General features: G+C 67.6%; 11 protein-coding genes. 9 read left to right on the top strand and 2 right to left on the bottom strand.

The features are described 5' to 3' along the window. Positions 1-183: 183 nt before the first annotated feature. The 5 genes from LC490_RS19560 to LC490_RS19580 all read left to right on the top strand — a co-directional run bounded on the left by LC490_RS19560 (position 184) and on the right by LC490_RS19580 (position 5,968). Entirely contained in the window at positions 184-1,236 is a 1,053-nt protein-coding gene (locus tag LC490_RS19560) for a LacI family DNA-binding transcriptional regulator (protein WP_031372152.1), read from the top strand. Beyond that, positions 1,233-2,531: an L-fucose:H+ symporter permease gene (gene fucP / locus LC490_RS19565; RefSeq protein ID WP_031372151.1), complete on the top strand. Its 1,299-nt coding sequence runs from the start codon at positions 1,233-1,235 to the stop codon at positions 2,529-2,531. Before LC490_RS19560 ends, fucP begins: the two co-directional genes overlap by 4 nt. Next, positions 2,531-3,541 (top strand): carbohydrate kinase, encoded by a 1,011-nt coding sequence (locus tag LC490_RS19570; RefSeq protein ID WP_051885011.1) that lies wholly within the window; start codon positions 2,531-2,533, stop codon positions 3,539-3,541. Before fucP ends, LC490_RS19570 begins: the two co-directional genes overlap by 1 nt. Beyond that, positions 3,538-4,752 (top strand): AGE family epimerase/isomerase, encoded by a 1,215-nt coding sequence (locus LC490_RS19575; RefSeq protein ID WP_031372149.1) that lies wholly within the window; start codon positions 3,538-3,540, stop codon positions 4,750-4,752. The genes LC490_RS19570 and LC490_RS19575 overlap by 4 nt, the downstream gene beginning before the upstream one ends. 850 nt (positions 4,753-5,602) lie before the next feature. Next, positions 5,603-5,968, top strand: a complete 366-nt coding sequence (locus tag LC490_RS19580; RefSeq protein ID WP_031372148.1) for a nuclear transport factor 2 family protein — start codon at positions 5,603-5,605, stop codon at positions 5,966-5,968. A gap of 280 nt (positions 5,969-6,248) precedes the next feature. Here LC490_RS19580 and rpoD read toward each other — a convergent pair whose 3' ends face one another. Then, the gene (gene rpoD / locus LC490_RS19585) at positions 6,249-8,114 is read right to left on the bottom strand and encodes an RNA polymerase sigma factor RpoD (RefSeq protein WP_031372147.1); all 1,866 of its coding nucleotides are present in this window, start codon (positions 8,112-8,114) and stop codon (positions 6,249-6,251) included. Positions 8,115-8,185: 71 nt separating this feature from the next. Continuing rightward, the gene (dtd, locus tag LC490_RS19590) at positions 8,186-8,626 is read right to left on the bottom strand and encodes a D-aminoacyl-tRNA deacylase (protein ID WP_057916320.1); all 441 of its coding nucleotides are present in this window, start codon (positions 8,624-8,626) and stop codon (positions 8,186-8,188) included. Positions 8,627-8,780: 154 nt separating this feature from the next. On the opposite strand from dtd, the gene LC490_RS19595 reads away from it, so the two are divergent. The 4 genes from LC490_RS19595 to LC490_RS19610 are packed head-to-tail and all read left to right on the top strand — an operon-like array spanning position 8,781 to position 13,260. Further along, entirely contained in the window at positions 8,781-9,701 is a 921-nt protein-coding gene (locus LC490_RS19595; RefSeq protein ID WP_223621296.1) for a lauroyl acyltransferase, read from the top strand. Positions 9,702-9,734: 33 nt separating this feature from the next. After that, positions 9,735-11,174, top strand: coding sequence for a hypothetical protein (locus LC490_RS19600; RefSeq protein WP_223621297.1), 1,440 nt, complete (start codon positions 9,735-9,737; stop codon positions 11,172-11,174). After that, on the top strand, positions 11,174-11,749 hold the full coding sequence (locus LC490_RS19605; RefSeq protein ID WP_223621298.1) for a PH domain-containing protein: 576 nt from the start codon (positions 11,174-11,176) through the stop codon (positions 11,747-11,749). The genes LC490_RS19600 and LC490_RS19605 overlap by 1 nt, the downstream gene beginning before the upstream one ends. After that, positions 11,749-13,260 (top strand): PH domain-containing protein, encoded by a 1,512-nt coding sequence (locus LC490_RS19610; RefSeq protein WP_223621299.1) that lies wholly within the window; start codon positions 11,749-11,751, stop codon positions 13,258-13,260. Before LC490_RS19605 ends, LC490_RS19610 begins: the two co-directional genes overlap by 1 nt. The last annotated feature ends 5 nt before the right edge of the window (positions 13,261-13,265 follow it).

A 13,265-nucleotide genomic window follows, 5' to 3' on the forward strand; every position in this document is an offset into this window, starting at 1 on the left:
TCCCGGCGGCCACTTTTAGATCGTTCTAAATGCGGGCAAGCTAACACGCGATCCAGGCCCCTTCATGCTGCAATGCAGAATGCAGGGACGGGCCTGAGGCCGCAGGATGACGGCATTTAGAACGATCCAAAAGCCGCCGAACGCCATGATTGCCGACCGACCACCCCTTGTGAGGTGTCAACGATGAACGACGCGCCCGCTCCCCGCGGCCGGGTCACCCTGGCCGACATCGCCCGTGCCTGCGGTCTGTCGCGTGCGACGGTCTCGCTGGTCCTGCGCGGCAGCCCGCTGGTCCATGCCGACACCCGCGCCCGGGTCGAGGCCGAACTCAAGCGCCAAGGCTACGTCTACCACCGCGGCGCGGCTAATCTGCGGCGCAAGGTCTCGACCGGCGTGGCCCTGGTCATCAACGACCTGTCCAACCCCTTCTTCGCCGAATTCGCCGCGGGCGTCGACGAATGGCTGGCCACGGCCGGCTTCGTCACCCTGCTCGGCAGCACCAACGAATCGGTCGAACGCCAGCAGGCGGTGCTGACTTCGCTGATGGAGCACGACCCGGCCGGCATCATCCTGTCGCCCGCCGAAGGCAGCGACGGCGCGCGCGTGCGCGCCCAGGTCGGCGAACGCACGCCGGTGCTGGTGTTCAACCGCGAGCTGGATTCCACCGACTGGGATTTCCTCGCCCTCGACAACACCCACGGCGCGCGCCTGGCGACGCGCCATCTGCTCGAACGCGGCCACCGCCGCATCGCCTTTTTCGGCGGCCATCGCGATTCGAGCTCGTGCCGGCAACGCCGCCAGGGCTATCGCGAAGCCTTGGCCGAGGCCGGCGTCGATCCCGAGCCGCAGTGGCTGGTGGAATGCGCGCCGACGCGTCTGGAAGCGGCGCAGCAGACCGGTGCGCTGTTCGTGCGCGATCCGGCGCCGACCGCGGCGGTCTGCTACAACGACGCGGTCGCGCTCGGCCTGATGGCCGGCCTGGTCGCACGCGGGCGCCGCCCGGGCGGCGATTTCGCCGTCATCGGCTTCGACGATATTCCCGAAGCCTCGGTCGCCTCGCCCACCCTGACCACGATCGCGGTCGACCCGCGCGCACGCGGCCGCCAGGCCGCGGAGCTGATCCTCAAGCGCCTGCGCGATCCCGACATGCCGCCCGCCCATACCGTCGCCCCCGTCCGGCTGCAGGCACGCAGCAGCAGCGAGGTGCTCGTTCCGCCGCCCGGAGAGTCCGCATGACCCGTCGCGACATGTCCTACACCGCCGCACTCGCGGTGGTGACCACGATCTTCTTCACCTGGGGCGGCCTGACCAGCCTCAACGATGTGCTGATCCCGCATCTGAAAGCCGTGTTCCAGATGAACTACGCGCAGTCGATGCTGATCCAGTCGACTTTCTTCGGCGCCTACTTCCTGATGTCGCTGCCGGCGAGCAAGGTGGTGGCGAAGGTCGGCTACAAGAACAGCATCGTGATCGGATTGATCGTGGCGGCGGCCGGCGCGGCGCTGTTCTTCCCGGCCGCGCGCATACCCTCGTATCCCTTGTTCCTGGGTGCGTTGTTCGTGCTCGCCAGCGGCATCACCCTGCTGCAGGTCTCGGCGAACCCCTACATCAGCCTGCTCGGCGACCCGGCCGGCGCGCCGAGCCGCCTCAATCTCGCGCAAGCGCTGAATTCGCTCGGCACCACCTTGTTCCCGTACGTGATCGGCCCGCTGATCCTGTCGACCGCGGTGCTCGGCACGGCCGAACTCGCGGCGATGTCGGTCGCCGAACAAGCCGCGTATCGCGCGCATGAAGCGGCTTCGGTGCAGATGCCGTACATGATCATCGCCGGCTGTCTGCTGCTGCTCGCGGTGTTCGTGTACCAGATGCGCATCCCCTCGCTGGCCGAAGCCACCGAGAGCGCCGACCCGGTGCACCACAGCTTCGCCGAAGTGTTGGGCCAGCGGCATCTGTTCTTTGGGGTGGTCGCGATCTTCGTCTACGTCGGCGCCGAGGTCTCGATCGGCAGCTTCCTGATCAACTACATCTCGGCACCGGAAATCGGCAACATCGACCACGCCCAGGCCAGCGAATACCTCGCCTATTACTGGGGCGGCGCGATGGTCGGCCGCTTCATCGGCGCGGCCTTGCTGCGCCGCTTCGATGCGCGCCGCCTGCTGGCGCTGTTCGCGGTCGCCGCGATCGCGCTGCTGGCGCTGACCATGAGCACGAAGGGTTCGGTCGCGATGTGGGCGGTGCTGTCGATCGGCCTGTTCAACTCGATCATGTTCCCGACCATCTTCACCATCGCCATCGAGCGCCTCGGGCCGATGACCAGCAAGGCTTCGAGCCTGCTGATCATGGGCATCGTCGGCGGCGCGGTCATTCCGTGGTTGCAGGGCGTGTTGTCCGACCGGATCGGTATCCAACCTTCGTTCGTAATTCCGGTGGTGTGCTACGCCTTCATCGTCTGGTACGGCTGGCGCGGTTCGCGCGTGCTTGCCGGCCAGGGCCAGCACGTCACCGCCCAGGCTTCGGGAGTGATGCATTGATGTCCGTTGTGCTATCCGCAGAACCGCGCAACGGCGCAATCGTCTGCTTTGGTGAGGCCCTGATCGATTTTCTCGCGCGTCCCTCGTCGGTCGCCGGCGAGCCGCGTCACTTCGTCGAATACGCCGGCGGCGCGCCGGCCAACGTCGCCGTGGCCGCGGCGCGGCTGGGCGGCAACGCGCGCTTCGTCGGCATGCTGGGCGAAGACATGTTCGGCGACTTCATCGCCGCGCAGTTGCAGGACTACGGCGTCGACACCCGCCACCTGCTGCGCACCGCCGAGGCCAAGACCGCGCTGGCTTTCGTCTCGCTCGACGGCGACGGCGAACGCAGCTTCAGCTTCTACCGGCCGCCTGCCGCCGACTTGCTGTTCCGCGACTCGGACTTCAGCGGCGACAGCTTCGCCGAGGCCGGCGTGTTCCACGTCTGCTCCAACAGCCTGACCGAGGAATCGATCGCTGCGACCACGCTGGCCGGGATGCGCCGCGCGCGCATGGCCGGCGCCTTGGTCAGCATGGACATGAACCTGCGGCCGTCGCTGTGGCCGGCCGGCTTCGACCCGGCGCCGCGCCTGCTGGCGGCGCTGCTCGAAGCCGACCTGATCAAACTGTGCGGCAGCGAGTTCGAATTCCTGGCCCGCCACCTCGGCGGCGAAGAAGCCGCATTGCAACGCTTGTGGCACGGTTACGCCACCTGCGTGCTGATCACCGACGGCGCCACGCCGATCCGCTGGCACACGCGCACGCGCCAGGGCGAAGTGCCGACTTTCCGCGTCGCCCCCTCCGACACCACCGGCGCCGGCGACGCCTTCGTCGGCGGTTTGCTGCACCGGCTGTCGACCCTGGGCGTGAACGCCGCCGGCTTCACCGATTTCCTCGAACGCGAGGCCGACTTCATCGGCGCGCTGCGCTATGCCGCGGCCGCCGGCGCCCTCGCCACCACCCGACATGGCGCCTTCGCGGCGATGCCGAGCGCGGCCGATGTCGAACGCCTGATGCAGGAACAGTCATGAATCTTCCGCTGCACCCGCTTCCCGATTTCCGCAAGGCCGACACCTTGCGCGCGCACATCGCCGACACGATGGCGTTCTACGACCCGGTCGCGCGCGACCCGGACGGCGGCTTCTTCCACTATTTCCGCGACGACGGCTCGGTCTACGACGCTTCGCACCGGCACCTGGTCAGCAGCACGCGTTTCGTCTTCAACTACGCGATGGCCGCGATCGAATTCGAGCGCGAGGACTATCGCGAGCTCGCCCGTCACGGCCTGCGCTATCTGCGCGAAAAGCATCGCAACGCCGAGACCGGCGGCTACGCCTGGACCCTCCGCGACGGCCAGCCCGAAGACCGGATGAACCACTGCTACGGCGGCGCCTTCGTGCTGCTCGCCTACTCGACCGCGCTCAAGGCCGGCATCGACGAGGCGGCGGCGTGGATGGACGAGACCTGGGACTTGCTGGAACAGCGCTTCTGGGAGGCGCAGCACGGCCTGTACCGCGACGAAGCCGACGCCGACTGGAACTTCAGCGACTACCGCGGCCAGAACGCCAACATGCACATGTGCGAGGCGATGCTGGCCGCCTACGAGGCCAGCGGCCAGCGCCGTTACCTCGACCGCGCGCTGACCTTGGCGCAGAACATGACCCAGCGCCAGGCGGCGAAGTCCGAAGGCCTGGTGTGGGAGCACTACGACCGCGACTGGAACATCGACTGGGATTACCACCGCGACGACCCCAAGCACCTGTTCCGTCCCTGGGGTTTCCAGCCCGGCCACCAGACCGAGTGGGCCAAGCTGTTGCTGATCCTCGACCGTCATCTGACGCCGAGTGGCGAGGCACCGGCGTGGCTGCTGCCGACCGCACGGCATCTGTTCGACCTCGCGGTGGCGCGTTCCTGGGACAGCGAACACGGCGGCCTGTTCTACGGCTTCGCCCCGGACGGTTCGGTCTGCGACGACGACAAGTATTTCTGGGTCCAGGCCGAATCGCTGGCGACCGCGGCGCTGCTCGCGGCGCGCACCGGCGACGACCTGTACTGGCAGTGGTACGACAAGCTGTGGGCTTACGCCTGGCAGCACATGGTCGATCACCGCTACGGCGCCTGGTACCGCATCCTCGATCGCGAGAACCGCAAGTACAGCGACGAGAAGAGCCCAGCCGGCAAGACCGATTACCACACCATGGGCGCGTGCTACGAAGTGATGCGGTTGCTGCGCCAGGGCTGACCGCGTGGCGTTATCGCGGGATCGAAACGGGGCGCAATGCGCCCCGTTTGCGTTGCGGCCTTTGCTTCGGGGTAGGAGCGGCGCGAGCCGCGACCGCCATGCCTCAACTCACGTTGCACTGTTGAGACTTCTGTAGGAGCGACGTAAGTCGCGACCACGCTGCGACGGGTTCGCGCCGCTTATATCAAGCAAGATCAAGGCCAGGATCAAACGCCAAAGGCTTCCGCCACTAAAGCGGCGGGGTAACTTTCTTTTGTCTAAAGCAACAAAAGTCCGTCTGGATTCCCTTCGGTCAAAAGTCACCAAAGAAGTTGCTTTTGTTTTGAATCACCAACCCGCACGTTCGATGCCGACGCAGGGCTCTACATACGGGATATCCCTGTCCCGACGAAAAACGGCCCGCATCCATGCGGGCCGCCCCCCCTCGGGTCTTCGATAGCCTTCGCTAGTGCGAGGCGACGCACAGCATCCACGAAATTCTTATTGCAACGGCGGTTGCAGCTGCGAACCCCTTGGCATGCTGCTTCTGGGTAGGAGCGGCGCAAGCCGCGACCGCGAACCGACGGTTGCGCCGCAGATGCAAGGTCGCGGTCGCGGCTTACGCCGCTCCTACAGGGGATTTCCGTCGGTAACGCCGCGAGATCGATGCATCGCGGTCGCGGCTTGCGCCGCTCCTACCCTTGGTTGCGTCGTTTTCTGTAGGCCCGATGCGAATCGCAACAGGCCGACGCCGGCCGGCACGACGCATTCATCTCCCGCTCGTCGGGAGAGGGCCTGCAATCGTGTCGCTCCCCGCCACTAGCGGGCGAACCCGGCCCTATCCTGAGCCCCCCCCCAAGGATCGCCCGCCATGGACACCCAGCAAATCGCCAACCGCTATGTCGAGCTGTGCCGCGCAGGCAAGCACGAACAGATCCAGGACGAGCTCTATGCCGACGACGCCGTCAGCATCGAGGCGCCCGGCAATCAGGGCGGCCCGCTCGGCAACGTCGAAGGCCTGGCCGCGATCCGCCAGAAAGGCCGCGACTTCATGGCCGATGTGATCGAGATCCACGACAGCTGGTGCAGCGACCCGGCCGTCGGCGGCGACTGGTTCAGCCTGGCCATGAGCATCGACGCGACCTACAAGAGCATGGGCCGCATGCCGATGGCCGAGGTCGCGGTGTACAAGGTGCGCGACGGCAAGATCGTGCACGAGCAGTTCTTCTACGGCTGAGCGCGGCACCGGAACCTGCACCCAGCGACGCGGCTCATTCGCTCGGCCCGGCATGGCGCGATACAGCGCAGTGCTTTGTTGTGCGATGAGATGTGATGCGCTGAGAGGATTCCGCGCCCCATGCCTCAGCGCAACGCCCGCGACATCGGCAACGACGACCTGATGCCGTCATCCGCACGCTAAACCGCGCGCCGCGAGGCACCGGATAGAAACCGACCCCGCAAACGAAACAGGCCCCGCGAGCGGGGCCTGTTTCCTTACGCAACCGAAGCGACGCCGATCAATCGATGTCGAGGAAGCTGCGCAGTTGTTCCGAACGACTCGGGTGACGCAGCTTGCGCAGCGCCTTGGCCTCGATCTGGCGGATACGCTCGCGGGTGACGTCGAACTGCTTACCGACCTCTTCGAGGGTGTGATCGGTATTCATGTCGATGCCGAAGCGCATGCGCAGCACCTTGGCTTCCCTCGGGGTCAGGCCGGCGAGCACGTCGCGGACCGTCTCGGAGAGGTTGATGTTGGTGGTGGCTTCGACCGGGGACTCGACGTTGGTGTCCTCGATGAAATCGCCGAGGTGCGAATCCTCGTCGTCGCCGATCGGCGTCTCCATCGAGATCGGTTCCTTGGCGATCTTCATGACCTTGCGGATCTTGTCCTCGGGCATGTCCATCTCTTTCGCCAACTCTTCCGGCGTGGCCTCGCGGCCGTACTGCTGGAGCATCTGACGCGAGATGCGGTTGAGCTTGTTGATCGTTTCGATCATGTGCACCGGGATACGGATGGTGCGCGCCTGATCGGCGATCGAACGGGTGATGGCCTGGCGGATCCACCACGTGGCGTAGGTCGAGAACTTGAAGCCGCGGCGGAACTCGAACTTGTCGACCGCCTTCATCAGACCGATGTTGCCTTCCTGGATCAGATCGAGGAACTGCAGACCGCGGTTGGTGTACTTCTTGGCGATGGAGATCACCAGGCGCAGGTTGGCCTCGACCATCTCCTTCTTGGCCTTGCGCGCCTTGGCTTCGCCATAGGCCATCGCACGGCTGATTTCCTTGATGTCGGCCAGGGTCAGGAACGAGGCCTGCTCGATCTCGATCGTGGTCTGCTGCTCGACGATGATCTGGTCCTTGACGTCGCGCAGACCCGACGACCACTTCTGCTTGCGCTTGAGCAGCTCGTCGACCCATTCCAGATTGGTCTGGTTGCCTTCCCAGGCGCGGATGAAGTCCTTGCGCGGCATCTTGGCGATGCGCGTGGCCAGGTCGAGGATCTTGCGCTCGTGGTCCTTGATCGAGCCGACCACGTCGCGCAGGTTGCGCATCAGGTTGTCGGTCAGGGCCAGCGGCAGCTTCAGGGTGACGAACACGGCGGCGATGTCTTCGCGCAGCTTGGTCGCTGCCTTGGCGCCGGCGCCGCCCTTGCCCTGGGCCTTGAGGAACTTGCCGTACAGGTCGGCGATGGCCTCCATGCGCGCGGCGACTTCGACCGGGTCCGGGCCGGAGGTGGTCTCTTCGGTCTCGGCATCGTCGCCGGCGGCTTCGACTTCTTCGTCGTCGTCCGCGTCGGCATCGGCGTCGGCCACCACCACCGGCGGTGCCGGCGGCTCGGGCTCTTCGTCGAGGTGATCGTTGAAGCCGACCACGATCTCGGCCAGGCGCTTCTTGCCGGCCTTGTGCTGCTCGTAGTCTTCGAGGATCAGCTGGATCGTGGAGGGGAACAGGGCAAGCGAAGCCTGGACCTGGTTCAGGCCCTCTTCGATGCGCTTGGCGATGGCGATTTCGCCCTCGCGGGTAAGCAGCTCGACCGTGCCCATCTCGCGCATGTACATGCGCACGGGGTCGGTGGTGCGGCCGCCTTCGCCGTCGAGTGCGGTCAACGCCGCCGCGGCTTCTTCAGCCGCGGTGTCGTCGACTTCGCGATTACCGGTGTTGCCGTCGGCGAGCAACAGCGTTTCGGCATCGGGGGCAACTTCGTGCACCTCGATGCCCATGCCGTTGATCATGCCGATGATGTCTTCGATCTGTTCCGCGTCGACGAGATCGTCGGGCAGATGATCGTTGACCTCGGCATAGGTCAGATAGCCCTGCTCCAAGCCCTTGCTGATCAGGAGCTTGATATCGGACGGAGGGGGCTGACGTTCGTTGGCCATGGGCTGCGCCACCGCGCTATTGAGGGTAGGGAACGCTCCAGTATATCAGGTCCGGCCTGGGAGGCCGGGTCTTAGGACCGGAGGAGAAAGGTGACCGGGCCGTCGTTGACCAGGTTGACGACCATATGGGCGCCGAAGCGGCCGGTTTCCACCCCTCCGGCATGACGTTGCCGGCAGGTTTCGACCAGACGGTTGAATAACGGTTCAGCCAGGCCCGGGGCGGCGGCCGTGCTGAAGCCCGGACGCATGCCGCTGCTGGTATCGGCGGCCAGGGTGAACTGGCTGACCAACAGCAGGCCGCCGCCGGTGTCGGCCAGGCCGCGGTTCATGCGGCCGGCCTCGTCGGCGAAGACCCGGTACCCGAGCAGGCGTTCGGCCATCCGGGCGATCTGGGGTTCGCCGTCGCCGGGTTCAAGCCCGACGAGCGCCAGCAGGCCGGGGCCGATCGCGCCGACGGTTTCGCCGTCGACGACGACCGAGGCCTGGGTGACGCGCTGGATCAGACTCAGCATGCGGGCTCGTACGATCTGGAAAGTCGGACGCGAGTGTAAAGCCTGCATCGTGCCGGCATCGGCGCCGTGCCGGGCCCGATCTGCGCCGCATCCGGCACGTATCGGACGGTCCGGCCGCCACGGTCGCGTACAGGCCAGCGGCTACACTCGCGCGATGACCCGATTCGTCGCCCGCCTGCTGTATGTCTTCGCCAGCGCGCTCGGCCGCCTGCCCTGGTCCTGGCAGATGCGCCTGGGCGACGCCATCGCCGCGCTGTGGCAGCGCCGTAACGCCCGCGAGAGCCGGGTCGCCCGGGTCAACCTGGAGCTGGCCTACCCGGAACTGCTGCCGGCCGAACGCGAGCAGTGGCAGCGCGCGATCGTGCGCACCACCTCGCGCCAGGCGGTCGAGACCCTGCGCCTGTGGACCCGGCCCCATGCCGAAAATCTCGGACTGCTGCGCGAGCAGCACGGCACCGAGCTGTTCGACGCCGCGCTCGCTTCCGGACGCGGCCTGATCGTGGCGGCGCCGCATTACGGCAACTGGGAGCTGCTGAACCAGTGGCTGGCCTTCCGCACCCCGCTGGCGATCCTGTATCGCCCGCCGGAGTCGCCGATCGGCGAGGCCTTCCTCAACCTGGTGCGCGCCGACACCGAAGCCGAACGTGTGACCCAGGTCCGCGCCGAAGGCTCGGCGGTGCGCCAGTTGTGGAAGCGCCTCAACGCCGGCGGCGTGGTCGGCATCCTGCCCGACCAGCAGCCCAAGGCCGGCGACGGCGAGTTCGCGCCGTTCTTCGGCGTGCCCGCGCTGACCATGACCCTGCTCGGACGCTTGGCCGAACGCACCGGCGCGACGGTGTTGTTCGCATACTGCGAACGCATCGACACGCATCCGGATCATCCGGCGTTCGCCTTGCGCATCGAAGCCGCGCCGGACGGCATCGCCGATCCCGATCCGCAACGCGCCTGCATCGCCCTCAACGCGGCGGTAGAACGTATTGCGCGCCGCGATCCGGCCCAATACCAGTGGACCTACAAACGCTATACGCTGCGCCCATCCGGCAATGGCGACGACAACCCCTATCGTTCGAGATAGGACGCCGGTCCGTCGGCTCGACAAGGACGCCTCATGCGTTATGCGCTATTGCTGCTTGCCCTGCTGTGCGGCCCGGCCATGGCCGCCTCGCAGGGCGACGACCAGGCCGAGGTCAACGCCGTCGATGCGGCCTGGAACCGCTACACCCGGCTCGCCGCCAAGGACGACGGCGCGAGCGCCGAGCTGATCGCCGAATCGACCGCGCAGCATTACGCCTTCCTGCGCGACGTCGCCCTGTACGCCTCGACCGAACAAGTCCGCCGCCTGCCGCTCGCCGACCGCCTGACCGTGTACGGCCTGCGCGCGAAGTACGAAGCGCCGGTGCTGGCCGGATGGGACGGCCGCGCGACGTATCGCCATTGCGTGCAGGACAAGCTTTGCCACGTGGTGATGCGCCACGCCGACGGCAACTTTCCGTCGCTGAGCCACGTCGCCATGATCGATGCCGATAGCGCGCTCGGCGAAGTGCAGCCGCCGACCGGCGAGCGCTACGTGTTCGGCCCCGAATTCGTGCGCGAAGGCGGGGGCTGGAAGACCCGTCCGGAACGCCAGACCGAAGAGCTGTCGAAGTTCATGACCGCGGTGGCCGCGCAATCGGGCGGCGAGACCGCGCTGTTGCAGCACCTGCTCGGCGATTTCCTCGGCGACGGCCAGGCGCCGTCGAACCTGAGCGCGCTGGAACTGGCGCCGCGCGACGACGCCGCGCAGCGCAATCGCCTCAACGAGCGTTGGCCGGATTACCAGGCCCACGTCGACACCCAGATCGCCGCGATCAAGCGCAAGGCCGATGCCGGCGAAGCGCTGGCGCAGTACTTGTACGGACGCCTGCTCTACACCGGGCTGGAGTCGCGCCGCATTGCCGCCGACCGCGACGCCGCCCTGGCGCTGCTCGAACGCGCCAGCGACAGCGGCCATGCCGAATCGGCGTTGGCGGTGGCGAACATCCTGCTGTCGACCAACGACCGCCTGTCGTTGAGCCCGCAAACCCTGCGCCGCGCCCTGCCGCATCTGCGCCGCAGCGCCGAAAGCGGCAACCCGCAGGCGATGATGGGCTACGCCGATTTCATCCGCGCCGGCGCCGCCGGCCTGACCAGCGACTGCAGCCAAGCCATCGAATGGCTGCGCAAGGCCGAAGACGCCGGCATGGCGCAGGCACGCAACGACCGGGTCTGGATCCTGGCCACCTGCCCGATCGCCGGCCAGCGCGACGCCAAGCAATCGTTGGCCCTGAGCCAGCACATGATCGCCCGGCGCGAGCAACTGCGCGCCGCCGAACTCGACACCGTCGCCGCCGCGCTCGCCGCCAACGGCGACTTCGCCCAGGCGATCGCGTTCCAGACCGATGCCCTGGCCCGGCTCAAGGACGGCGAGCTCGACCCGAAGTCGCGCGAGCGCATGCAGGGCCGTCTCGCGCTGTATCGTCAGGGCCGCGACTACACCGAAACCGAACCGCTGTACGCCAAAGAACCCTGATGACGGATACGCCCGACCCCACCGCCTCCACCGAGCCTGCCTCCAGGGAGCCCAGCCCGGCGCCACCCGCAGCCGCGTCCGCCGCGACGACGCCCGACACCGACTCGACCGGCTGGCAGAAACTGCCCTCACGTGCGGTGCTGTTGTGCACGATCGACGTCAGCCTCTCGCTGGCGGTCGTGTTCGCGATCGCCGGAGTCGTCCTCGGCGTGCTCACCGTCGGCTCCTGGGTCGGCATCGCCAGCGGCCTCAGCGGCGCCCTGCTCGGCGCCGGCATCGGCACCTGGATCGGCTTGCGCCGCTACCGCAACACCTTGTGGCGGCTCGACGCGCACGGCTTCGCGGTGCGCCGCGGCGTCGCCTGGCAACGCGAAACCCTGGTGCCGCTGACCCGGGTGCAACACCTCGACCTCAAGCACGGCCCGTTGCAACGCTTGCGCGGCCTGGCGACCCTGGTCGTGCACACCGCCGGCACCCGCCACAACGCGGTCTCGATCGATCACCTCGACGCGCAGGACGCCGAGCGCCTGCGCGAGCGCCTCGGCCGCCAGCTCGACCACGACGAAGACGCCTGATGAGCGCGCCGGGTTCGACCGTATCGCCGGACGACGAAAGCACGCGGGCCGACCGCCGCCTGCATCCGATGTCGTGGTTGTTCGTGCTGATCCAGCAGCTCAAGCAGTTCATCGTGCCGCTGGCCGCGCTGGTGTTCTTCGGTCGCGGCGACCGCAACGAGCTGTGGCCGCTGATCGGCGTCGGCGCGCTGGTGGTGGTGGCGCTGTGGCGTTATTTCACCTACCGCTACGGCATCGGCAGCAATGCCGTGGTGGTGCGCAGCGGCCTGTTCAACCGCAGCCTGCGGGTGATCCCGTTCGTGCGGATCCAGAATGTGGCCCTGCACCAGACCGTGTTGCACCGATTGTTCGGCGTCGCCGAAGTGCGCATGGAATCGGCCGGCAGCAAGGAGCCCGAAGCGCAGATGCGCGTGCTCAAGCTCGACGACGCGCTGGCGCTGGAAGCCCTGGTGCGCCGGCGCGGCGCGGCCGTCGCCGAAGGCCAGGCCGAGGACAGCGCCGACGTGCTGCTGCGGCTGCCGCCGGCCGAAGTGCTGCGCCTGGGCCTGGTCTCCAACGGCGGCCTGGTCCTGATCGGCGCCGCCCTGGCCGGCCTGTCGCAGTACACCCCCGATTTCAACGCGCGCGTTCCCGGACGCATCGGCAGCCAGGCGACGCACTGGCTGTCCGGCCATGTCGAGGCCTATCACCTCGACGCGATCGGCGTGGCTCTGATCGCGATGGCCCTGATCGCGCTGATCGCCGGCCTGCTCAAGCTGCTGTCGATCGTGCTGGCGCTGCTGCGCTACTACGGCTTCGAACTCAGCGAACACGGCCGCCGCCTGACCGCCGAACGCGGCCTGCTCGGGCGCTGGCGCACCACCGTGCCGCGCCGGCGCATCCAGGCCTGGACGCTCGAGGAAGGCCTGATGCACCGCTTGCTCAAGCGCCGTGGCCTGAGCGTGGACACGGTCGGCGCCGAAGCCAACGAAGACGGCCGTTCGCTGAAGGAGCTCGCGCCGATCGCGACGCCGCAGGCTTGCGATGCCTTGATCGAACGCTTGCTGCCGCGCGCCGACTGGGATCGCCTGGAATGGCGTGCCCTGCCGGATGCGGCCTGGTGGCGGCTGTTTCTGCCCGACGTGCCGTGGACCTTGCTCGCGGTGTTCTCGCTGTATTGGCAGGTCGGCGCCTGGAGCGCACTCGCCTTGCTGTGGCTGCCATGGGCGGCGTTCAAGGCGCAGCGGCGCACCCGACGCATCGGCTACGCGTTCGGCGAGGTCTTGATCGCGGTGCGCGAAGGCTGGTGGCGGCGTTCCTGGCGCTTCGCCGAACTCGACAAGCTGCAGGCCTTGCAGCTCACCCGTTCGCCGCTGGACCGCAGCTGCGGCACCGCGACCCTGTGGCTCGACACCGCCGGCGCCGGCGCCCTGGCGCCGCCGCTGCGGATCCGCTTCCTGCCCGAAGACGAGGCCCGGCAAATTTACGCCCGGCTCGCGGCGATCCTTTCGCAACGCCCGCTGCGCTGGTGAGGCGC

Origin of the sequence: Lysobacter sp. ESA13C (assembly GCF_019970005.1) — a bacterium.
Classification (GTDB): domain Bacteria; phylum Pseudomonadota; class Gammaproteobacteria; order Xanthomonadales; family Xanthomonadaceae; genus Lysobacter; species Lysobacter antibioticus_B.

What these genes read in the sequence shown, in the direction of transcription:
- LC490_RS19610 (WP_223621299.1), top strand. Translation starts at nt 11,749, where the DNA reads ATGAGCGCGCCGGGTTCGACCGTATCGCCGGACGACGAAAGCACGCGG.
- LC490_RS19605 (WP_223621298.1), top strand. Translation starts at nt 11,174, where the DNA reads ATGACGGATACGCCCGACCCCACCGCCTCCACCGAGCCTGCCTCCAGG.
- dtd (WP_057916320.1), bottom strand. Translation starts at nt 8,626, where the DNA reads ATGCTGAGTCTGATCCAGCGCGTCACCCAGGCCTCGGTCGTCGTCGAC.
- fucP (WP_031372151.1), top strand. Translation starts at nt 1,233, where the DNA reads ATGACCCGTCGCGACATGTCCTACACCGCCGCACTCGCGGTGGTGACC.
- LC490_RS19580 (WP_031372148.1), top strand. Translation starts at nt 5,603, where the DNA reads ATGGACACCCAGCAAATCGCCAACCGCTATGTCGAGCTGTGCCGCGCA.
- LC490_RS19570 (WP_051885011.1), top strand. Translation starts at nt 2,531, where the DNA reads ATGTCCGTTGTGCTATCCGCAGAACCGCGCAACGGCGCAATCGTCTGC.
- LC490_RS19575 (WP_031372149.1), top strand. Translation starts at nt 3,538, where the DNA reads ATGAATCTTCCGCTGCACCCGCTTCCCGATTTCCGCAAGGCCGACACC.
- LC490_RS19600 (WP_223621297.1), top strand. Translation starts at nt 9,735, where the DNA reads ATGCGTTATGCGCTATTGCTGCTTGCCCTGCTGTGCGGCCCGGCCATG.
- LC490_RS19595 (WP_223621296.1), top strand. Translation starts at nt 8,781, where the DNA reads ATGACCCGATTCGTCGCCCGCCTGCTGTATGTCTTCGCCAGCGCGCTC.
- rpoD (WP_031372147.1), bottom strand. Translation starts at nt 8,114, where the DNA reads ATGGCCAACGAACGTCAGCCCCCTCCGTCCGATATCAAGCTCCTGATC.
- LC490_RS19560 (WP_031372152.1), top strand. Translation starts at nt 184, where the DNA reads ATGAACGACGCGCCCGCTCCCCGCGGCCGGGTCACCCTGGCCGACATC.